The organism is Brachybacterium sillae (assembly GCF_025028335.1).
In the GTDB taxonomy this organism is placed as follows: Bacteria; Actinomycetota; Actinomycetes; order Actinomycetales; family Dermabacteraceae; genus Brachybacterium; species Brachybacterium sillae.
Map to the genome: position 1 here is coordinate 1,914,860 of NZ_JAFEUW010000001.1, position 20,458 is coordinate 1,935,317.

The 20,458-nt window shown below is 73.8% G+C and carries 16 protein-coding genes; 3 read left to right on the plus strand and 13 right to left on the minus strand.

The genetic code is table 11. The features are described 5' to 3' along the window. Positions 1-17: 17 nt before the first annotated feature. Genes hemB through hemE form a run of 8 tightly spaced genes read right to left on the minus strand, consistent with a single transcriptional unit; the run spans position 18 to position 7,804 of the window. Entirely contained in the window at positions 18-1,025 is a 1,008-nt protein-coding gene (gene hemB, locus JSY14_RS08795) for a porphobilinogen synthase (protein ID WP_259558393.1), read from the minus strand. After that, a complete protein-coding gene (locus tag JSY14_RS08800; RefSeq protein WP_259558394.1) occupies positions 1,025-1,753 on the minus strand; it encodes a uroporphyrinogen-III synthase in 729 nt (242 codons plus the stop codon). Before JSY14_RS08800 ends, hemB begins: the two co-directional genes overlap by 1 nt. Next, entirely contained in the window at positions 1,750-2,469 is a 720-nt protein-coding gene (locus JSY14_RS08805) for a uroporphyrinogen-III synthase (protein ID WP_259558395.1), read from the minus strand. Before JSY14_RS08805 ends, JSY14_RS08800 begins: the two co-directional genes overlap by 4 nt. Next, complete coding sequence (gene hemC / locus JSY14_RS08810; RefSeq protein WP_259558403.1) at positions 2,466-3,422, minus strand: hydroxymethylbilane synthase; 957 nt, start codon at positions 3,420-3,422, stop codon at positions 2,466-2,468. Before hemC ends, JSY14_RS08805 begins: the two co-directional genes overlap by 4 nt. Then, positions 3,419-4,567: a ferrochelatase gene (locus JSY14_RS08815; protein ID WP_259558405.1), complete on the minus strand. Its 1,149-nt coding sequence runs from the start codon at positions 4,565-4,567 to the stop codon at positions 3,419-3,421. The genes hemC and JSY14_RS08815 overlap by 4 nt, the downstream gene beginning before the upstream one ends. A gap of 18 nt (positions 4,568-4,585) precedes the next feature. Then, positions 4,586-5,269 carry a hydrogen peroxide-dependent heme synthase gene (gene hemQ / locus JSY14_RS08820; RefSeq protein ID WP_259558406.1) on the minus strand — a complete coding sequence of 228 codons (684 nt, stop codon included), beginning with the start codon at positions 5,267-5,269 and terminating at the stop codon, positions 4,586-4,588. Further along, entirely contained in the window at positions 5,262-6,686 is a 1,425-nt protein-coding gene (locus JSY14_RS08825; RefSeq protein WP_259558407.1) for a protoporphyrinogen/coproporphyrinogen oxidase, read from the minus strand. The genes hemQ and JSY14_RS08825 overlap by 8 nt, the downstream gene beginning before the upstream one ends. After that, the gene (gene hemE, locus JSY14_RS08830) at positions 6,683-7,804 is read right to left on the minus strand and encodes a uroporphyrinogen decarboxylase (protein ID WP_259558408.1); all 1,122 of its coding nucleotides are present in this window, start codon (positions 7,802-7,804) and stop codon (positions 6,683-6,685) included. Before hemE ends, JSY14_RS08825 begins: the two co-directional genes overlap by 4 nt. A 50-nt stretch (positions 7,805-7,854) precedes the next feature. Between hemE and JSY14_RS08835 the strand changes: the two genes are divergently transcribed. After that, positions 7,855-9,207, plus strand: a complete 1,353-nt coding sequence (locus JSY14_RS08835; RefSeq protein ID WP_259558409.1) for a glutamyl-tRNA reductase — start codon at positions 7,855-7,857, stop codon at positions 9,205-9,207. After that, entirely contained in the window at positions 9,204-9,464 is a 261-nt protein-coding gene (locus JSY14_RS08840; RefSeq protein ID WP_259558410.1) for a hypothetical protein, read from the plus strand. The genes JSY14_RS08835 and JSY14_RS08840 overlap by 4 nt, the downstream gene beginning before the upstream one ends. Before the next feature lie 31 nt (positions 9,465-9,495). Here the strand turns inward: JSY14_RS08840 and JSY14_RS08845 are convergent, their stop codons facing one another. From JSY14_RS08845 to JSY14_RS08855, 3 genes are read right to left on the minus strand one after another with little or no spacing between them, the layout of a single operon-like run. Beyond that, on the minus strand, positions 9,496-10,785 hold the full coding sequence (locus tag JSY14_RS08845) for a M18 family aminopeptidase (protein WP_259558411.1): 1,290 nt from the start codon (positions 10,783-10,785) through the stop codon (positions 9,496-9,498). After that, positions 10,782-12,773 carry a DUF6541 family protein gene (locus JSY14_RS08850; RefSeq protein WP_259558412.1) on the minus strand — a complete coding sequence of 664 codons (1,992 nt, stop codon included), beginning with the start codon at positions 12,771-12,773 and terminating at the stop codon, positions 10,782-10,784. Before JSY14_RS08850 ends, JSY14_RS08845 begins: the two co-directional genes overlap by 4 nt. A gap of 34 nt (positions 12,774-12,807) precedes the next feature. After that, on the minus strand, positions 12,808-15,108 hold the full coding sequence (locus tag JSY14_RS08855) for an acyltransferase family protein (RefSeq protein ID WP_259558413.1): 2,301 nt from the start codon (positions 15,106-15,108) through the stop codon (positions 12,808-12,810). 58 nt (positions 15,109-15,166) lie between these two features. On the opposite strand from JSY14_RS08855, the gene tgt reads away from it, so the two are divergent. Further along, positions 15,167-16,468 (plus strand): tRNA guanosine(34) transglycosylase Tgt, encoded by a 1,302-nt coding sequence (tgt, locus tag JSY14_RS08860; protein ID WP_259558414.1) that lies wholly within the window; start codon positions 15,167-15,169, stop codon positions 16,466-16,468. Positions 16,469-16,477: 9 nt separating this feature from the next. On the opposite strand, the gene JSY14_RS08865 is transcribed toward tgt, so the two are convergent. Both JSY14_RS08865 and JSY14_RS08870 read right to left on the minus strand, forming a co-directional pair. Beyond that, a protein-coding gene (locus JSY14_RS08865) for an IS5 family transposase (protein WP_259558416.1) occupies positions 16,478-17,363 on the minus strand; the annotation gives its coding sequence in 2 pieces (ribosomal slippage) (positions 16,478-17,014 and positions 17,016-17,363; 885 coding nt in all). A 79-nt stretch (positions 17,364-17,442) separates the two neighbouring features. Next, positions 17,443-20,418 (minus strand): glycoside hydrolase family 2 TIM barrel-domain containing protein, encoded by a 2,976-nt coding sequence (locus JSY14_RS08870; RefSeq protein ID WP_259558417.1) that lies wholly within the window; start codon positions 20,416-20,418, stop codon positions 17,443-17,445. Between the last annotated feature and the right edge of the window lie 40 nt (positions 20,419-20,458).

Consider the following 20,458-nt stretch of genomic DNA (forward strand, 5'->3'; position numbering starts at 1 on the left):
GTGGGGCGCGGATCGGGTCAGGAGAACTCGGCGAGCTGCTCGGGCAGGCCGTCGCGCAGCCAGCCCGCGACCTCGCTCGCGTAGTAGGTGAGCACCGTGGTGGCCCCGGCGCGACGGAAGGACAGCAGGGATTCCAGCACGGCACGGTCCCGCTCGATCCAGCCCTGGGCGGCGGCGGCCTCGATCATGGCGTACTCGCCGGAGACCTGGTACGCGCCGACGGGCACCGGGGAGACCTCCGCGACTGCCCGCAGCACATCGAGGTACGGCAGGCCGGGCTTGACCATCACCAGGTCGGCGCCCTCGGCGAGGTCCAGCTCCAGCTCGTGCAGGGCCTCGCGCAGGTTTCCCGGGTCCATCTGGTAGGTGCGGCGGTCGCCCTGCAGACTGGAGTCGACGGCCTCCCGGAACGGCCCGTAGAAGGAGCTTGCGTACTTCACGGTGTACGCGAACAGGCCGACGTCCCGGTGTCCCGCCTGGTCGAGCACCTCCCGCACCGCCGCGACCTGCCCGTCCATCATCCCCGACGGCCCCAGCAGGTGCGCCCCGGCCTCCGCCTGGGCGAGGGCCATGGCGCCGTACCGCTCCAGGGTGGCGTCGTTGTCGACGCGCCCGGCGTCGTCGAGCACCCCGCAGTGCCCGTGGTCGGTGAACTCGTCCAGGCACAGGTCGGCCATCAGCACCGTGTCGTCCCCGAGCTCGCGGCGCAGCCGCGCGAGCGCCCGGTTCAGCACCCCCTGGGGGTCGTCGGCCCCGGAACCACGGGCGTCCTTCTCCTCGGGGATGCCGAACAGCATCAGCCCGCCGACGCCGCGCTCCACGGCCTCCACGGCCGCCGCGACCAGGGTGTCCTCGGTGTGCTGCACCACGCCGGGCATGGAGGCGATGGGGCGGGGATCCCTCGCCCCCTCCCGCACGAACATCGGCAGCACCAGGTCCTGCGCGCGGACGGTGTGCTCCCGTACGAGGCTGCGCAGCGGCGCGGTGGCGCGCAGACGGCGGGGACGGATGACGGGACGCTGCATCAGGACTCCTCGATCTCCATGGCCGACAGGATCGCTGCGGCGAGGCCCTCATCGCCGGGGGCGGCGGCTTCGGCGTGCACGGTGAGGCCGGCCTCCTGCGCGGCGCGGGTGGTGACCGGCCCGATGCTCACCACGCTGATGGAGCGGTGGATGGCCAGCTGGGCGACCATCCGGGCGATCATGCCGCTGGTCAGCACCACGGCTGCGAACCCGCCGGTGCGCAGGCGCGCCACCACCTCCGGGCCGAGCGGCAGGCTACGGGGCCGGTACGCGATCTCCTGCTGCACGGTGTGCCCGGCGGCGGTCAGACCCTCACGGACGGTGGGCGCGGCGGCGGAGCTGGCGGGGAACAGCACCCGGGAGGGCCCCGCCGGCATGGCCTCCACCAGGGCGGCACCGGTGCCGGCGGCGGTGCGGGTCACCGCCCAGCCGGCATCCCGGGCGGCCTGCGCGGTGGTCTCCCCGACCGCCGAGACCTCGGTGCCTGCCGGCACCGTCGCGTCGAGCGCCTGCAGGGCCTGCACGGCGGCGGGGCTGGTGAGGACCAGGTGGTCGAAGGCGCCGGCGCGCAGGTCCGCGACGGCCTCCCGCAGATCCGTGTCGTGTTCGAGGCGCAGCTCCAGGGCGGGGTGGTGCTCCACCGGGAACGGCAGCAGTTCGGCCAGACGGCCGGGTCGGTCGGCGGGCCGCAGCAGCAGCACGGGCGGCAGGGTGGGCGTGGTGTTCATGCCCCCACCGTACGCACGGCGGCCGCGAGGGAGGTCTCCGCGCCGTCCTCGGAGACCGCCGCGACGGACAGTCCGGCCCGCCGGGCGGCCTCGGCGGTCGCGGTGTCGATCGCCACCAGCGGGATGGTGCGCAGCGGCTCCGGCGCGGCACCGGTGGTCAGGAGATCCGCCAGGCGCCGAACCTGCGAGGGGGCGGTGACGATCACGGCGTCGACGTCGGCGGGCAGATCGGGGGTGAGTTCCACCGGCCCGTAGGCGGTGACCTTGTCGACCTCCCAGCCGGCGGCCCGCAGGGCGCGGGCGAGGGCCGCACCGGAAGTGGCACCGCGCGGCAACAGGGCCCGACCGGTGGGTGCCCCGGCGGCCGCGGCGAGCGCGGCGGGGGACCGCGGTACCCGCTGGGCGGCGGTGAGCCCGTGCTCCCAGGCGGTCTCCGCGGCGGTGTGTCCGAGCGCCAGCACCCGGGTGTCGGCGGGGACCTCCCACACGGCGGCGTCGAGGCTGCGGGCATCGGGCACCACCAGCAGCGCGTACCGGCCGGCGGCGAGCGCCGCCACAGCGGGCCGCAGCACCACCGGGTCGGACGATTCCAGGCGCAGCACGGGCCGCTCCACCAGCTCCCACCCGGCGGCGGCGAGATGCTCACCGAGGAGATTCCCGGGGCCGGCGGGGCGGGGTGGCCGCAGGCTCAACGCCCGGCGGGGCCGCAGGGTCATCGCAGCAGGTCCTCCGCGGCCCCGGCGATGAGGTCGGCGGCGCCGCGTTCCAGCAGCTCCTGGGCGAGCTCCGCACCCAGCCGGATCGCGCTCTCCTCGTCGGAGGCACCGCCGGTGAGACTGCGGGGCAGCGCCCGTTCGCCCTCCAGCAGGGTGCGGCCGTCGCCGACGCGTGCCTGCAGGGTGAGGGTGCCGTCGGCCCCGGCGCGGGCGAGGGCCGCCACGGGGGCGGCGCATCCGGCCTCGAGGGTCCGCAGCAGGGTGCGCTCGGCGGTGACCTCCGCGCGGGCGGCCGGGTCGTCGAGCTCGGCGAGCCGCCGCCCGAACCAGGAGGTGAGGTCCTCGGTGCGGCACTCGACGGCGAGGGCACCCTGGGCGGGCGCCGGGAGCATCACCGTGGGGTCGAGGGCCTCCGCGATGGCGTCCTCCCGGCCCAGGCGGCGCAACCCCGCCGCGGCCAGCACCACGGCGTCGAGGTCGGCGTCCGGGCCGATCGCCCGCGCTAGGCGGGTGTCGATGTTCCCGCGGATCCCGACCACCTGCAGGTCGGGACGGTGGCGCAGCAGCTGGGCGGCGCGGCGCGGTGACCCGGTGCCGACCCGCGCCCCCGGCGTCAGCTCCTCGAGGGTGCTGCCGCAGAGCACGTCGCGCACGTCCTCGCGGGCGGGCACCGCGGCCAGGGCGATGCCGTCGGCGGGGGCGGTGGGAAGGTCCTTGCAGGAGTGGACGATGAGGTCGACCTCCCCGTCCAGCAGCGCCTGCCGCACCGCGGTGACGAACACGCCGGTGCCGCCGATGCGGGTGAGGGGACTGGTGCGGTCCACGTCCCCGTGGGAGTGGACGTGCACCAGCTCCAGGTCGCCGTCGCCGTCGACGACCGCCGCCCCGACCGTGCCCGACTGGGCGAGGGCGAGGGCGGAGGCCCGGGTGCCGAGCCGCAGGCGGCGGGTCATCGGGGCGAGTCCACAGCGCTGGTCGTCGGGCGGGCCATCCGGCCGACGCAGCACTCGGGACCGCACACGTCGGGAGTCATGCCGAAGTCGGTGACGGCGCGGCGCGGGAACGACGGGTCCAGGCGCTCCTGGATCAGGTCGGCGAGGGCCGCGACGAAGCGGGGATCGCTGCCGGAGGTCGGCACCCGGCGGAAGCCGATGCCCTGCTCGGCGGCGGTCTCCTTCGCCTCGGTGTCGAGGTCCCACACCACCTCGACGTGGTCGGTGACGAAACCGATCGGCACCACCACGACGGCATCGGCGGTGCCGTCCCCGGCGAGCTGCTCGATCACGTCGTTGACGTCGGGCTCGGTCCACGGCACGTGCGGCGCACCGGAGCGGGACTGGTACACCAGCTGCCACGGCGGCATGTCCTCCCCGATCTGCTCGGCGACGTACCGGCAGGCCGCGAGGTGCTGCTCGACGTACCAGCCGCCGCTGCCCGCGCGCCGGGTCTCCGCGGGGCCGGAGGCCTCGGCCATGGCGGTGGGGATGGAGTGCGTGGAGAACAGCACGTGGAGGCGCTCATGGCCCTCGGCGCGCAGGTCCTGCACGGCGGCGCGGGTGCCGTCGACCACCGGGTCGAGGAACCCGGGGTGGTTGAAGTACACCCGGACCTTGTCGATGGCGAGGTCCAGCCCGGTCTCCTCCAGTGCCATGCCGAAGTCCTCCCGGTACTGGCGGCAGCTGGAGTACGAGGAGTACGCACTGGTGACCAGGCCCAGCACGGCGCGCTTCCCGTCGGCGTGCATCTGCCGCACGGTGTCGGTGACGAACGGCGCCCAGTTGCGGTTGCCGAAGTACACGGGCAGGTCGAGACCCCGGGAGGCGAGCTCCGCCTCCAGGGCGGCGATCAGGGCACGGTTCTGCGCCGTGATGGGGGAGACGCCGCCGAGGGCGCGGTAGTGCCCGGCGACCTCCTCCAGGCGCTCGTCGGGGATCCCGCGGCCGCGGGTGACGTTGCGCAGGAACGGGATGACGTCGTCCTGGCCCTCGGGCCCGCCGAAGGACGCCAGCAGCACGGCGTCGTAGTCGCGCGGGGTGCCGCGGCGGCAGTGGGTCTCGCTGTCCTTCGGGACGGCGAGGGGCGCGGGAAGATCACTCATGGGGGTCTCCTTCCGGGGTCAGACCAGGAGGGCGGCGACGTCGTCGAGGGTGTCGAGGCGACGGCCGACGTGGAAGGGCAGCTCGTCGCGCACGTGACGGCGGGCCTGGGAGTAGCGCAGGTGGCGCATCATGTCGACGAGGTCGTGCAGCTCCTCCGCCTCGAAGGACAGCAGCCACTCGTAGTCACCGAGCGCGAAGGCCGCCACCGTGTTGGCGTTGACCTGCGGGTAGTCGCGGCCGAGCATCCCGTGCTCGCGCAGCATCTCCCGGCGCTCCTCCTCCGGCAGCAGGTACCACTCGTAGGAGCGGACGAAGGGGTAGACGGTGATCCACCGCTCCCGGGTGCGCTTGGTGTCCATGAAGCTGGGGATGTGGGAGGCGGTGAACTCGGCCTGGCGGTGCACCCCGGCGGCGGCCCATTCCCGGGTCAGCCAGGTGCCGGGCAGGGAGTTCTCGAACTCCCGCAGGGCTCCCTGCAGCGCCTCCGGCTTCTCCGCCACCAGCCACAGCATGAGGTCGTCCTCGGCGCGGAAGGCGGAGGCGTCGTAGAAGCCCAGCACCTCGGCGCCCTCCGCCTCCATCAGCGAGACGGTGTCGGCGAGGGCCGCGGAGACCTGCTCGGCGGTGACGTCACCGTCGTCGCCGAGGCCGGAGATCCGCCGGAAGACGGTGTAGGAGGTGTAGCGGATGATCTCACTCATCGGGGGTGTCCTTCCTGGTGGGCAGGGTGTGCGGGGTGGGGGTGCCGCGGCGCTGCGCGGCGGTGACGATCGCGGCCAGGCCCGGACCGGCGCGCCAGGAGCCGACCAGCTCCAACCGCGGCTCGTCCTCGAGGGCCGCATCCAGGTCCGTGAGGGACTGCCGGTGTCCGCGGCGCGGCGGCCGCATGGCCTCCGGCCAGGTGATGATGCGGGCGTCCCGCAGCTGCGCACGGGTCAGTGGAACCTGCAGGATCGCGGAGGCGTCGGCGAGGGCGAGATCGACCAGGCCGTCCTCGGCGGGCAGCTCCTCCCCGGGCCGCCCGTACGACAGCCGCACCACGTGGCCGTGGGGGCCGACGGCGCGCTGCGCGGCCTGCTGCACGTGCTCCCATTTGGCACTGGCGTGGGTGAGGGCCTTGGCGCGGATACCGGGGGTGTGCGGGGCGACGAGCGCGCCGGTGCCGCTGGGGAAGTCGTCGAGCGCCGGGGCGTCCAGCAGCAGCGCCACCAGGCGGACCGGAGCGGCCGGGGTCTCGGGGATCGCGGCCGCGAGCCGCGGCGCGGCCTGCGCGAGCAGCACCCGGGAGGCGGCGGGGGAGAGCGCCAGCACCAGGTGATCGGCGCGGTGAGTCTCACCGTCCTCCGCCGCGACGGCCCAGTCGCCGTCGGCCCCCCGCTGCACCGCGGTGACGCGCCGGCCGGTGCGCACATCGAGGTCCCGGGAGAGGGCCGCGGGCAGCTCCGCCATGGTGGGGGTGATCGCCCGCACCGCCGTCCCGGCGCTCGCCTCGCCCGGGCGACCGGAGCGGCCCCCGGTGCGCAGGGCCCGGACGGCGGCGGCGAGGCTGCCGTGCTCCCGCAACGCGGGCAGCAGGGCGGGGGCGACCGCCTCCAGGTCCAGGGTGGCGGGGTCGGCACTGTGTACCCCGCCGACCAACGGCGCCACCAGGCGATCGGCGACGGCGCGGCCCATCCTGCGGCGCACCAGCTGCTGCACCGTCACACCCGGCCGGTCGCCGATCCGGGCGGGCAGCACGGCATCGAGCCGGGCCCGCCAGGTGCCGCGGCGCCCGAGCACCGCCCGCACCGCGGGATCGGACAGGTCCCCGGGGATGCCGAGCACCCCACCGCCCGGTGCCACATGCACCCCGTCGGCGGACACCAGACGGCTGGACAGGCCGCTGCGGGGCGCGGCCGTGGGCAACCGGAGCTCGGTGGCGAGGCGTTCCACGGCGCCGCCGGCCACGGAGAAGGCCTCCGCCCCGGCGTTCACGGGCAGACCGCCGAGCTCGACCGCGGCGACCGCACCTCCCGGCGCGTCCTCCGCCTCGAGCACCACCACCTCGTGCCCCGCCGCCGCGTGCTGCCGGGCGGCGAGCAGCCCGGTGATGCCTCCGCCGACGACCACCACTCTCACGGGCGCGTCCCCTCCTCGGTCACGCCCTCATGGATCATCGCCACGAGGTCGGTGAGCACCTGCGGGTCGGTCTCCGGCGGCACCCCGTGGCCGAGGTTCACCACGTGCCCGGCGGCGCCCCGGCCGCGACGCAGCACGTCCTGCACCTCGGCCCGGCGGGTCGCCTCGTCGGTGAACAGCACGGCCGGGTCGATGTTGCCCTGCACCGCGGTGCCGGCCGGCAGACGCCGCACGGCCTCATCCAGCGGCAATCGGTGGTCGACACCCATGGCGGTGGCGCCGGCGGCGTGCATGTCCTCCAGCAGGTGACCGGCGCCGACGCCGAAGTGGATCCGCGGCACCGGAAGGTCGGCGACGTGCGCGAGGGTCGCGGCGGAGTGCTGCTGCACATGCGTCCGGTAGGTCGCGGAGGACAGCGACCCGACCCACGAGTCGAACAGCTGCACCGCCCGGGCTCCCGAGAGCACCTGGGCGTGCAGGAAGCGGCCGGAGACCTCCGCCACCCAGGAGGCGAGTCGGTCCCACAGGTCGGGACGGGAGCGCATCAGGGCACGGGTGCGCAGGTGGTCGCGGCTGGGCCCGCCCTCGACCATGTAGCTCGCCACGGTGAACGGCGCCCCGGCGAAACCGATCAGCGGGGTGGTGCCGAGTTCCGCGATGCTGCGCCGCACGGCCTCCCGGATCGGCTCCAGCGCCGCCTCGAAGTCCTCGCCGAGCACCGGCAGGGCGTCGATGTCGGCCTCGGTGCGCACCGGGTGGGCGAAGACGGGGCCGCGGCCCGGCTGGATCTCCACCTGCAGCCCGGCGAGCATCACCGGCACGACGATGTCGGAGAAGAAGATCCCCGCATCGACGCGGTGGCGGCGCACCGGCTGGACCGTGATCTCCGCCACCAGATCGGGACGCACGCAGCTGTCGAGCATGCCGATGCCCTCGCGGACCTTCCGGTACTCGGGCAGGGATCGGCCGGCCTGGCGCATGAACCAGACCGACGGCGGGGCGTCCACCGCGTGCCCCAGCAGCCGCTCGACCAGCGGGTCCGCTGCGGGGTCCACCCCCGTCGCGGAAGCTGACGCGGCGTCACCAAAAAGGGCCTCTGACGTGCCGTTCCGTTCCATCGCTCACCATTGTGCACGCTCCGCGTCAGGACCCCGATACGATCGCGGGCATGCTCGTCGCCCTCCGCGCCACCCACGAGCGCCTCGACCTCGGGGTGCTCGATGCGCTCACCCGGAACGTCGACGAGCTGGATGCCACCATCGCCGCCGTCGAGGCCGAACGCGCCGGGGCCGAGGGGACCGAGCCCGTGCTCGACGGCTGGGTCGTGGTCGCCACCTGCAACCGCCTCGAGGTGTACCTCGACACCCGCCGCTTCCATGACGGCATCGATGTGGTGGTCGAGGCGGTGCACCGCACCAGCGGCCTGGACCGCGAGATGGTGCCGATGTGCTTCGAGACCGCCGTCGACGCCCCCGTCAGCCAGCACCTGTATGAGGTGACCGCCGGTCTGCGGTCCATCGTGCTGGGGGAGGCGGAGATCGCCGGTCAGGTTCGCGGCGCCTTCGACCGGGCGCAGTCGGCCGGTCGCACCACGAGCATGTTGCACGACCTGTTCCAGGTGGGGTTCCGGCATGCGAAGCGCGTGGCCCGCGAGGCCCCCGTCGGTGCCGCGGGCCGCTCCGGGGTGTCGGTGGCCCTGGACCGCGCCGAGACCGCCCTGGCCGCCTCGGGCCGGTCCCTGGTCGGCGCCCGCGTGCTGATCATCGGCACCGGCGCCTATGCCCGCCTGGGCATCGCCGAGCTGCATCGTCGCGGCGCCGGCATGGTGCAGGTGTTCTCCGGCAGCGGCCGGGCCGATGGTTTCGCCGAGCGGCATGACGCGCTGGCCGCCGACGATCTGCAGGTGGCGGCGCAGGCCGATCTGATCCTCGCGGCCTCCGGCCGCGGCGCCGTGCTGCGGCCGCAGCACCTCGCTGACCGCCCCGTGGTGGTGCTGGACCTGGCCCTGCACTCCGATCTCGACCCGGCGGTGCGGGAGCTGCCGCAGGTGCGGGTGATCGGCCTGGAGGATCTCGCCGTCGGCACCGATGCGGTGGCCGCCCCGGCCCTCGCCACGGCGCAGAGCATCATCGCCGAGGGGGTGGACGCCTTCGGGGCCCTCCGCCGCGCCCGTCAGGTGGATCCGGCGGTCACCGCGCTGCGGGAGGCCGTCGAGGAGGCCCTCGATGCCGAGTCCAGCCGGTTGCGGCAGACGCTCTCCGATGAGGCCGCCGACGAGGTGGAGCGCAGCGTCCGACGGGTGATGGCGCGGGTGATGCACGCCCCCACCGCCCGGGCCCGGGAACTCGCCCACAACGGCCATGCCGACGAGTACGTGCGGGCGTTCCACACCGTCTTCGGGGTGGATCTCGGCTCGGTGCACGAGGAGAACGTCTCCCACGAGTGGATGCGGCTGGACCGCACCGTGCCACCGCGGCTGACCGAGGAGACCCGCACCCCTGACCCACAGGAGACCGCATGAGCCCCGCCCCGTCCCATGAGCTCTCGCTGCGGCTGATCGAGCTGTTGGAGCACGCCGAGCCGACCGACCCGGAGGTGGTGGAGGTCCGCTCCCAGCTGGCGGAGGCCGCCGCCGCGGAGGGCCGCGGCGAGGACGCCGTCTACCAGGTCGACGAGCTGGTCAAGGACACCCTGCGCGAGCTCGGTCCCGAGCATGACTCCACCCGGCGGGCGATCGCCGCCCGCGATGCGGTGGAGCGGGCCGTCGGGATCGTCTGAGCGCGCCCGGGCACGACCGCGCGCACCCCCGTCAGGCGCCCGCGCCGGACAGCACCGCCCGGCACGCCCGCTGCAGCAGCTCCGGGTCGACCGTCGCGCACATCTCCCGCGCGGAGTGCATGCTCAGCAGGGTGATGCCGACGTCCACGGTGGTCATGCCCAGTCGCGTGGCGGTGATCGGTCCGATGGTGGAGCCGCAGGGCATGGCGTTGTTCGAGACGAACCGCTGCACCGGCACCTCGACGGACTCGCAGGCGGCGAGGAATGCCGCCGCCCCGACGGCGTCGGTGGCGTAGCGCTGCTGCGCGTTGATCTTCAGCATGGGGCCGCCGCCCAGGCGCGGCCGTGCCACCGGGTCGTGGCGCTCCAGGTAGTTCGGGTGGGCGGCGTGCCCGGCGTCGGCGCTGACCACCAGCGACTGCGCGAACACACGTCGCAGCGAGGCATCATCACCACCGAGCGCGGCGTGCATCCGCACCAGGACGTCCTCCAGGAAGGGGCCACCGGCCCCGGAGCGCGTGGCGGAGCCGACCTCTTCGTGGTCGTTGGCGACCATCACTGCGATCGGCGCGGGGCCCGCCTGCTCGGCGCGGGCCACGGCGATCAGGGCCTCCACTTCGGCGTGCACGGAGACGAGGTTGTCGAGGCGGGGGCTCGCGAGGAACTCCTCGTCGGCGCCGAACAGCGCCGGCTCCTGCGCGGGCACAGTGAGCACATCGGTGGCGAGCACGTCGTCGGCGGCCACCCCGGCGGCCTCGGCGAGCACCTGCATCGGGTCGATGTCTCCGAGCCCCAGCACCGGCTGCAGATGCCGTTGCGGGTCCAGCTTCAGGCCCTCGCTGTTGACCTGCCGGTCCAGGTGCACCGCCAGTTGCGGCACCCGCAGCACGGGGCCGGTCTCCACCAGCACCTCACGGCCGTCGCGCAGCACCAGCCGCCCCGCCAGACGCAGCTCCCGATCCAGCCACGAGTTCAGCAGCGGTCCGCCGTAGATCTCCACCCCCACCTGGGCGAACCCCTCCGCACCCAGCCGCGGCAGCGGCTTCAGCTTCAGGGCGGGGGAATCGGTGTGGGAGCCGACGATCCGCAACGGCGTGTCGGCCCCGGCGCCCTGCGGCAGATGCCAGGCGATGATCGAGCCATCCCGCACCACGTACCGGTCGCCGTCGACCGCCGTCCAGTCCTCGCGCTCGTCGAGCCGGGTGAACCCGGCGGCCTCGAGACGCCGCGCGGCCTCCGCGACCGCGTGGAAGGAGCTCGGGGAGGCGGTGACGAAATCGGCGAGGTCCAGGGCGGTGGCGCGGGCGTCGGCGGTGATCATCCGATCATTGAACCATCGGGGCCGCGGCAGGGCAGGATCTCCCACAGGGAGGCGTCCCCGACGCGTGCCACCTCGCGAGCGGCCCCGGTCTCCGCGATCTCGTTGAGTCCGGTGTAGGTGGCCCGCTTGTCCCACAGCTCGTCAGGTCCGAAGTCCAGGGCGTAGTCCACGCCGAGCTGCTGCGCGGCCAGACACACCTCGGGGTCGGTCGCGGCCTCGTCGAGTCGGGCGTTCAGCAGGTGCACCCGGGGCTCGGCCTCGAAGCTGACGAAGGTGTTGAGCACCTGCCGGTCGCCGATCGCATAGGCGAGGGAGCTGCCGTTCCAGGCGTTGGTGGCGATGATGGCGTCCTCGGGGACCAGCTGCGGCAGCTGCTCCAACAGGGCCCGTTCATCGGGGGTGAGGAGGTCCTCGGAGGCCCATTGGCGCCCGGCGGGGTCATCGTTCACCCGGGCGGCGGGGGAGAGCGTCCCGGCGAGCACCAGCGCCACCGCGGCTGCCACCACCGCCGGCCACGGCAGACGCAGCCGTGGACGCCACTGGCGCACCAGGTGCACCAGGGAGTCGGCGCCCGCCCCGATCAGCGGGATCCCCAGCAGAGGCAGCAGGGCGGCGATGCGGTAGATGTCGCTGTACCAGGGGCCGGTCAGCTCGTACCGCAGTTCGGCGTCCTGACCGGCCGCCGCCAGCCAGTACATCGCCACGGCCGCCGCGAACCCGGCACCGAGCCAGCGACCCTTCCCCCACAGCAGCAGCGCGGCGCCGGCGACGATCACCAGCACGAGGACGACGGTGACCGGTGTGGCCATGTTCCCGGCCAGGGACAGTCCCTGCCACACGGCGTGGCGGCCCCAGGTGTTCGCCTCCCAGATCGCTGATTCCCGGGACACCCGGAACGCGGGCCACACCCACTGGGCGGCGCCGATCGCCACCACCGCCGGCAGCAGCGCCCGCAGCAGGGCTCCGCTGCGCCGCACCCAGTGGTGGCGGTCCCACAGCAGGTCGGTGAGCCGCGCGAGGGTCAGCCACACCAGCACCGGCACGCCGAGGGTGAGGGCGGAGAAGACCGTCTGCGGATGGGAGGCGACGGCGGCGAGGACCACGAGCGGGGTGAGGACGATCAGGGCCGCGGCGGACAGGCGCTGCCGCGCCACCGGGACATGCCCGACGACCTGCAGCATCATCAGCATCAGCGCGGGCAGCAGGCTGGTGCCGAGCAGGTAGGGCAGCAGCAGACCCCACGACATCATCCATTGCGGGAACGTCAGGGCGATCCCCGCCAGAGCGCCCGTGATGAACAGCCCGACGGGCCCGGCGGTGGTGCCGGTGCGCACCAGGGCGACCGCGCCGATCGGCCACACCAGTGCCCCCAGCATCAGCATCAGCACATTGCTGGCCAGGACGATGTCCCCGGTGTTCAGCTGCGCCACCAGGGACGCCAGCTGGTGCCAGGCCGCCGGGTAGTAGGTCGCCCGCCCGGGCAGACGGGTCATCGCGCCGACCGTCCAGGCGGAGGCGTCCTGATGCTCCAGCACCCACCGCACCGCGTTGAGGTGGAAGATCGCGTCGTAGGTCTGGCTGACCTGGTCGATCCGCCCCATCAGCAGCAGCGCCCGGGTGATGACGGTCGCGGCGCCGAGACCGACGCCCCCGAGGATCGCGGCCTGCACCACCCGGCGGTCCGGACCGACGGCGCGGGACCCGCCGCGGGGGACGTCGCGCCGATGCCGTGCGCTGATCCAGCGCACCACCCAGGCGGGCAGGGCGATCAGCAGACCGAGCACCAGCGGGGAGGCGGGGGTCCACGGGATGCCTTCGCGGGAGCCGAGCTCGGCCGCGACGGTGACGATGCCGGTGGAGACCGCCGGCAGCAGCGCCACGGCGGTGAGGGGCCGGGGGCGCAGGGCCGCCACCAGCGGCAGTCCGGGGAGGGTCAGCACGGCGCAGGCGGCGACGACGCTGAGGACGAGGGTCAGGACCAGATCCACAGCACCTCCTGCCTGCGCTCGAACCGGCCAGGCGTCATGGTACGGGAGGGCTCTGCCGCAGGCGCTCCGTGACGACCGGCTCCAGCGCCTCCTCGGTGAAGGTGCGAGTGAGGTGGTCGTCGTCGAGGTACACCTGGATGGTCCCCAGGACGGGGGAGCAGCGGCCGTCGGGGCAGATGGTGTCGCTCAGATCGAGGGTGGTGACGCGGGCTCCCTCGGCCCCGGTGAGGGTGGCGAGCGGCGCCAGGGGATCTGCGGGGGCGAGCTTCTCCGCGGCGGGGGCGCCGCAGGCGGCGTCGGCATCGGCGGGGGAGCCACCGGATTCGAGCACGTCCTCGGCGCAGGCGAACTGGTCCTGCGGCCACCGGGGCGTGTCGCGCAGGGCCAGCACGGAGGTGCCGCGGTCCAGCACCGCCTGGATCGCCTCCGCGGTGCCGACGGGCAGCGTCTCAGCAGGGCCGTCCGGTGAGGTCTGGGAGGCGGTGGTCGCGACCAGCACCGGATCGACCTGCTGCAGGTAGCTCTGCGCCCAGCCCTCGTATCCGGCGCAGTAGGCGCCGATGCCGGGGTTGCGGGTGAAGGGGCAGCCGTCCATGTGGATGTTGACCAGCATCCAGCCGCGTTCGGAGGCGTAGGTCTCCAGCGCCGGGATGAACTGGCGGGCGTGGGAGCTGCCCACCACCACCATCACCCCTGTCACGGTGGCGGACGCCGGCAGGGACATCTGGCAGTGGGTGTGGGGGAAGTCGGTGGGAGGGTCGTAGCGGCCCGCGCACTCGTGCGGCAGGGTCGGCCATTCGCGGTCGAGCTGCCAGCCGTGCGGCACGACCTCCGCGGGCGGTGTGGTGAGCACACCGTCGGAGGCGATCGACCGGGCCTCCGGTGCCGGGGTGCGGGCCAGCGCGGTCCGCCATCCGACAGTGCCGCCGACGATCAGGGCGATGCTGGTGACGGCGACGGCGAGCGCCCGGGGCCAGCGGGCGTCGAGCCAGGCGGAGCGACGGATCGGGGCATCCACCAGGCGGGTCAGCAACCACGCCAGCAGTGCCGAGGCGGCCAGCACCACCGTGCCGTCGAGCAGCCCGGCGCGGGGCAGCCCGGCGCTGGCCAGCCACAGCACCAGCACCGGCCAGTGCACCAGGTAGAAGGCGTACGAGATGTCGCCGAGCCAGCGCATCGGCCGGGACGACAGCACCCGGTCGGCCCCCCACCGGGTGCCGGAGTGCCCGGCGATGACGATCAGGGAGGCCGCCGCCAGCGGCCACAGTGCGATCCACCCGGGGAAGGCACCGCGCACGTCCAGCAGCAGACCGACGGCGAGCAGCGCCGCCACCCCGACCCACCCGAGCAGCGCCCGCAGCACCCGCCCGCGTGGCGGCTCCCCCTCCTCGGGACGGCGCGCCCCGAGGGCGCGGTCGATCACCGGCAGCAGCAGCGCCAGCAGCGTGCCCGCGGCGAACTCCCACACCCGGGTGAGGGTGTCGAAGTACGCGACGGGCTGGTTCGCGGCGGTCTCCACCACCGACCAGGTGAGCGACGCCGCCCCGATCAGACCGAACAGGACGGTGAGCACCAGGACGGGACGGCCGGTGCGCCGCGCGATCGGGGAGACGAGCAGCACCAGCAGCGGCCACAGCAGGAACAGCTGCCCCTGCACCGACAGCGACCAGAAGTGCTGCAGCGGGGAGGCGGCACCGGCATCGCGGGCCTCGTAGTCGACGGCCGCCCGGATCAGTTCGAGGTTCTGCACGTACAGCACGGAGGCGACACCCTGCCGCTGCACCGCGTCCCACAGCGACGGCGGCAGCAGCCAGGCGGTGGCCGCGAGGGTCGCGGCGATGGTCACGGCGGCCGGCGGCAGCAGACGCTTGAAGGTGCGCACCCAGTACCGCGGCACCGCCAGCGGGCGCCCGGCCACCAGGCGCCGCCGGAACGTGCGGGTGAGGAAGAACGCCGACAGGAACAGGAAGACGTCGACCCCGCCGGAGACCCGTCCCAACCACACGTGGTACGCGGCGACCAGCGCGATCGCGAGGGCCCGCAGGCCGTGCAGCTCCGCCCGGAACAGGTTCAGGGCGGCGGCATCCGCCGGCGGTGCGGTGGTGCGGTCGGTCTGTCGGGCGGCCCGCTCCGTGGACCAGGCGTCCTCCCCGGCGCTCTCGGAGGCGAGGTCGTCCTCCTCGGCCTCCTGGAGCCAGGGATCGGCGGGGTCGGGCTCCGGCTCGGGATCGTTGAGCCACAGCGCGAGGTCTCCCGCCGGCGGCTCCTCCCACCAGGGGTTCTCCGCCCGCGCCTCAGGTCGGCCGGGCAGGCGGCCGGCGGGGTCGGAGCTCACAGTGCGTCAGCCTACGGCAGGTGCGCCCATCGTCCACCGCGCGTGGGAGCATGACGCGGTGACTGCTGAGACGGACCCCACGACCCCGCCGGCCCCCTCCCCGGAGGACGTCGGCTTCCGCATCACCGCCCAGGACGGGCAGAAGGCCCGCGCCGGCGTCATCACCACACCCCACGGGGACATCGCCACCCCCGCCTTCATCCCGGTCGGCACCAAGGCCACGGTGAAGGCGGTGCTGCCGGAGGCGGTCCGTGACCTCGGCGCCCAGGCGGTGCTCGCGAACGCCTACCACCTCTACCTGCAGCCGGGGCACGACCTGGTCGATGAGGCCGGCGGTCTGGGCGCCTTCATGAACTGGCCCGGCCCCACCTACACCGACTCCGGCGGCTTCCAGGTGATGAGCCTCGGCGCCGGGTTCAAGAAGGTCCTCTCCAGCGAGTTCTCGGGTGGGGAGAAGGCCCGCACCGCCTCCGGGGAGGATGACGCCGTCGCCGAGGGCAAGGAGCGCCTGGCGCATGTCGACGACGACGGCGTCACCTTCCGCTCGTTCATCAACGGCGACGTGCACCGCTTCACTCCGGAGATCTCCCTGCAGATCCAGCACGGCCTCGGGGCCGACATCATGTTCGCCTTCGATGAGCTCACCACGCTCATGAACTCTCGCGCCTACCAGGAGCGCGCCCTGGAGCGCACCCACCTCTGGGCCATCCGGTGTCTCGCCGAGCACGCGCGACTCACCGCCGAGCGCACCCACCGCCCCTACCAGCAGCTCTGGGGCGTGATCCAGGGCGCCCAGTACGAGGACCTGCGCCGCAAGGCCGCCCGGGACCTCTCTGCCCTGCGGGTCCCCGCCGCCGACGGCCGCGAGTGGGCCTTCGACGGGTTCGGCATCGGCGGTGCCCTGGAGAAGGAGAATCTCGGCACGATCGTCGGCTGGGTGACCGATGAGCTGCCGGCCGAGCGGCCGCGGCACCTGCTGGGGATCAGTGAGGTCGACGACCTGTTCGTGGCGGTCGCCGCAGGCGCCGACACCTTCGACTGCGTCTCGCCGTCCCGGGTGGCGCGCAACAGCGCGGTGTACACCCGCACGGGCCGCGTGAACCTCACCGGCTCCCGGTACCGGCGGCAGTTCGCGCCGATCGACGACACCTGCGACTGCTACACCTGCACCCACTTCACGGCGGCGTACATCCACCACCTGTTCCGCGCCAAGGAGATGCTCTCCTCCACCCTGTGCACGATCCACAACGAGCGGTTCGTGGTGCGGCTGGTCGACGCCATCCGCGCCAGCATCACCGCCGGGGAGTTCGACGCCTTCCGGGAGGAGACCACCGGCGCCTACTACGGCGAGGCCCGCTAGGGCGTGTTGTCAAACTTTGCTGGTCAGCCAGTGGAGGGTCGCGGCGAGCGAGATGGCCGCGGCGTAGCTGCGGGCGGTCTTGCAGGTGCGCATCGCGATGCCGCGCCATTGCTTGAGCTTGGCGAAGCACCGCTCGATCACGTTGCGTCCACGGTAGACCTCGGGGTCGAAAGCGGGTGGGCGTCCGCCGGCTGAGCCGCGTCGGCGCCGGTGCGCGGCCTGGTCTTGCCGGTCGGGGATGGTGGCCTTGATGCCGCGCTCGGCGAGCCAGGCCCGGTTCGCGCGGGAGGGATACCCCTTGTCCGCGAGGACCCTGTCCGGGCGGGTGCGGGGCCGGCCAGGGCCTGGCCTGGGGACCCGGATCTGGTCCAGGACCTCGGGGAGCAGGCTCGTGTCGGCGGCCTGGCCGCCGGTGAGGACGAAGGCGAGCAGGCGGCCCTTCCCGTCCGAGACGGCGTGGATCTTGCAGGTCAGGCCGCCTCGGGAGCGGCCGATCGCGTGGTCGCCCGGCTCAGGCCCGAGATTCTTGTAGTTCGATGGGCCCCCCTGTGTGGCGGGGAAGGGTCGCGGCGTGCTGGTGGGCGCGCACGATCGTCGAGTCGATCGAGCACACCCAGTCCAGCTCGCCCTGCGCGTCGGCGGCCTGCTGGGCGCGCTCGAGCGCGCACGCCCACACGCCGGTCTTGGCCCACCGGTCGAAGTGGCGGTAGATCGTGTTCCAGTTCCCGAACCGTTCCGGCACGTCCCGCCACGGCGACCCGGTCCGGAACTTCCACGCGACCGCTTCCGCGACCAGCCGCCGATCCATCGGCGGCCGACCCGTCGCCTTCGGCGCGGGGAAGCACGGCCCGATCAGCGCCCACACCTCGTCCGTGATCACATCTCGATCGCTCATACCGAAAGGGTGCCCCGCCGATGGCGGGACACCCTTTCACAACACACCCTAGGCGGACCCCGCCGTCAGGACCGGGCCGTCAGGACCGGGCCTGCAGGGCGAAGCGGAACGCCACCGGCCGGGCGTGCAGCACGTACGGCGGCAGCGGTGCGGGGCCGCAGGCTGCGGAGCCGACGCCGTGCAGTGCCGCCGACAGCGTCACCCAGGTGTTCCCGTCGGCCCGCAGCGCCCCGTCATGCCGGGCCCGGTCCAGTTCGGCGGTCGACCACGGCCGCACCGCCAGCCCCAGCCCGTCCGGGGCGGTCAGCTGCAGCTGCCCGGGTGCGCCGCGCAGCACCGCCTCCACCACGCGGGCGCGGTTGCCGTTCTCCTGCGGCATCACGTACCGCGTCTGCAGCTGCTCGAGGGTGGAGGTCCAGGTGGCGTGGGTGGTGCCGCCGCCGGTGTCGGGGTACGCCTCATGCGGGCCCTGCCCGGTGTAGGTCACCTCGTCGAGCCCGCCGGCCACCCCCAGGGTGTAGCCGATCCGCGGCAGCGGGAGGTTCTCGGGCCAGAAGCGGCTCGGTTCCACCTCGACGGCGCACCACACGCGCTCGCCGTCGGCGCTCCACCGCTCGGTGATGTCGGCGCCGAGGCCCGTGCCGTCCAGACCCAGGCGGCGGTGCACCACCAGCTCCTGTCCCTTGATCCCGGCCGACACCAACCGCAGCCGCGGCACGTCCAGGCCGATCCGCTTCCAGCGGCTCTCGAGCGGGGTCGCGGTGAACGCCCGTTCGTTGTCGACGGGCGCCCGGTACAGGTCCACCGCCGCATGCACCAGCCCGAGGTCCCCGAGCGCCACCGGCCGCGCCAGATCATCCAACCGCAGCGGCCCGACGCTCCACCCCTCGACCTCCTGCCGCGGCGTGATCGTGGCGGCGGGGGCGGGGACGCTCGCCGTGAGGCGCTGTGCGTCCACGTGCTCGGCGATCACCACCGGGTGTCCGGCGGGCACCGGTCCCTCGGCGCTGCGAGTCAGCAGCCGCACGGTGGTGACGGCGCCGTCATGCCGGGGAAGCTCGACCTCGGTCTCCCCACCGGGGCGCAGCGGCGGCAGCTCCACCTCCTGCCAGCTCTGCTGGGCGTCGAGGGAGACCTCCGCCCGCAGGTGTGTCAGGTCGCGGAAGGCGTAGCGGTTGCGCAGCCGCACCCGGCCCGGCTCGACGTTCACGGCGACGGGGGAGTAGTGGTGCTTGGCGTCGGCCAGCGCCGGGGAGGGCGTGCGGTCGGGCAGCACCAGCCCGTCGGCGACGAAGTTGGCATCGTGCAGGCGCTCGCCGAAGTCCCCGCCGTAGCCGTAGATGCGGTTCCCGTCGGCGTCGCTTGTCTCCAGGCCGTGGTCGATCCACTCCCAGATGAAGCCGCCGTGCAGGGCCTCGTAGCGGTCCGTCAGCTCCATGTACTCCTTCAGGGAGCCTGCGCCGTTGCCCATGGCGTGCGCGAACTCGATCCACAGGAACGGCTTGGTGAGGGCCGGCGGGTCGGCGAGCACGGCGGCGGGGGCGTCGGACCCGAACACCCGGTGCATCCCCGCCAGTCGTTCCCGGAAGGCGTCCTCCAGTTCCCCGCGGCCGATCTGCTCGCTCTCGGCATGCTGCGGATACATGAGGGAGTGGACGTCGACGTCCTGCGCGAAGTAGTCCTGCTCGTAGATCACCGGACGGGAGGCGTCGGTGCGCCGCACCTCCTCGATCATCGCTCGGGTGACCGGCCCGTGCGCAGCCTCGTTGCCGATGGACCACAGCACGATCGACGGGTGGTTCAGGTCGCGGTGCACGAAGCGGCGGGTGCGCTCGGTGAGGGTCTCGGTGAAGCGTTCGTCGACGGCGGGACCCTGGGCGGCGCCGGTCGGGTCCTCCCCGGTGACGTCCGCGTGGAAGCCGTGGGTCTCGAAATCGCCCTCGCAGATCACGTACAGGCCGACCTCGTCGCACACATCGAGGAAGCGCTGGTGCGGCGGGTAGTGGGAGGTCCGCACCGCGTTGAGGTTGTGCTGCTTCATGAGGGCGGCGTCGAGGTCCTGGTTGCCCTCATGCTGGGTGCGGCCGACGACCGGATCGGCCTCGTGGCGGTTCACGCCGCGGAACACGACGCGCTCGCCGTTGACGCGGAACGTGCGGCCGACGATCTCGACCCGGCGGAAGCCGATCCGCAGGGCGACGGTCTCGGTATCGGTGGCGACGGTCGCGTCGTACAGCCGCGGCACCTCGGCGCTCCACGGCTCCACGGTGCCGACGCGCAGCTCCTGGCCGGTGGCCGCGTCGATCCCGAGCTCCGGCACCCGCACGCGGGCCTGCAGCGGAGCACCGTCGATACCGGTGGCCTCCACCCGCAGCGTGCCCTCCCCGGTGGCGGGGTCGTAATCGGCGATGTGGCGCAGGTCGTGGATGCCCCCGACGGGCCGCAGCAGCAGATCGACACTGCGGAAGATCCCGGAGGCCCACCACATGTCCTGGTCCTCGAGGTACGTGTTGACGCTCCACTGGTGCACCCGCACGTCAAGCCGGTGCTCAGCCCCGGGCCGCACCCGGTCGGTGAGGTCGAACTCCTGAGTGAGACGGGACCCGGCGGTCACACCGATCTCCTCCCCGTCGAGCCACACCATGGCGCAGGAGTCGACCCCCTGGAATCGCAGCAGCACCCGGGCGTCGGCGGCGAGGGCGTCGGCCCAGTCGGCGGGGACGGAGACGCTGCGGGCATAGTGGCCGGTGGGGTTCTCGTCGGGCACGTGGGGCACGTCCCGCGGGATCGGGTAGATGACGTTGGTGTACTGCGGCGCGCCGTGGCCCTGCAGCTGCCACAGCCCCGGCACCTGGATCGTGGTCTCCTCGCCCAGGTCGGAGCCGTCGGCCCGCTGACCGAGCCGGAAGGACCACTCGCCGTCGAGGGACACCACCGGGGCGTCGCTGTGCAGGTGGGCCCGTCCGGGCAGGCGGCCACGGCCCGCGGGCAGCTCCTCCCAGTAGCGGTCCTCCGGGCGGGGACGGGGCAGGGACGTCGGCGCGGTGGCGGGCATCGGGGCTCCAGAGCAGGGATGGTCGGGTGCCCCCATGCTA

Bases quoted from the DNA above. Each gene is read 5' to 3' on its own strand.
- hemE (WP_259558408.1), bottom strand. From the start codon at position 7,804: ATGGAACGGAACGGCACGTCAGAGGCCCTTTTTGGTGACGCCGCGTCA.
- JSY14_RS08815 (WP_259558405.1), bottom strand. From the start codon at position 4,567: ATGAGTGATCTTCCCGCGCCCCTCGCCGTCCCGAAGGACAGCGAGACC.
- JSY14_RS08800 (WP_259558394.1), bottom strand. From the start codon at position 1,753: ATGAACACCACGCCCACCCTGCCGCCCGTGCTGCTGCTGCGGCCCGCC.
- hemB (WP_259558393.1), bottom strand. From the start codon at position 1,025: ATGCAGCGTCCCGTCATCCGTCCCCGCCGTCTGCGCGCCACCGCGCCG.
- hemQ (WP_259558406.1), bottom strand. From the start codon at position 5,269: ATGAGTGAGATCATCCGCTACACCTCCTACACCGTCTTCCGGCGGATC.
- JSY14_RS08805 (WP_259558395.1), bottom strand. From the start codon at position 2,469: ATGACCCTGCGGCCCCGCCGGGCGTTGAGCCTGCGGCCACCCCGCCCC.
- JSY14_RS08870 (WP_259558417.1), bottom strand. From the start codon at position 20,418: ATGCCCGCCACCGCGCCGACGTCCCTGCCCCGTCCCCGCCCGGAGGAC.
- JSY14_RS08840 (WP_259558410.1), top strand. From the start codon at position 9,204: ATGAGCCCCGCCCCGTCCCATGAGCTCTCGCTGCGGCTGATCGAGCTG.
- JSY14_RS08835 (WP_259558409.1), top strand. From the start codon at position 7,855: ATGCTCGTCGCCCTCCGCGCCACCCACGAGCGCCTCGACCTCGGGGTG.
- hemC (WP_259558403.1), bottom strand. From the start codon at position 3,422: ATGACCCGCCGCCTGCGGCTCGGCACCCGGGCCTCCGCCCTCGCCCTC.
- JSY14_RS08845 (WP_259558411.1), bottom strand. From the start codon at position 10,785: ATGATCACCGCCGACGCCCGCGCCACCGCCCTGGACCTCGCCGATTTC.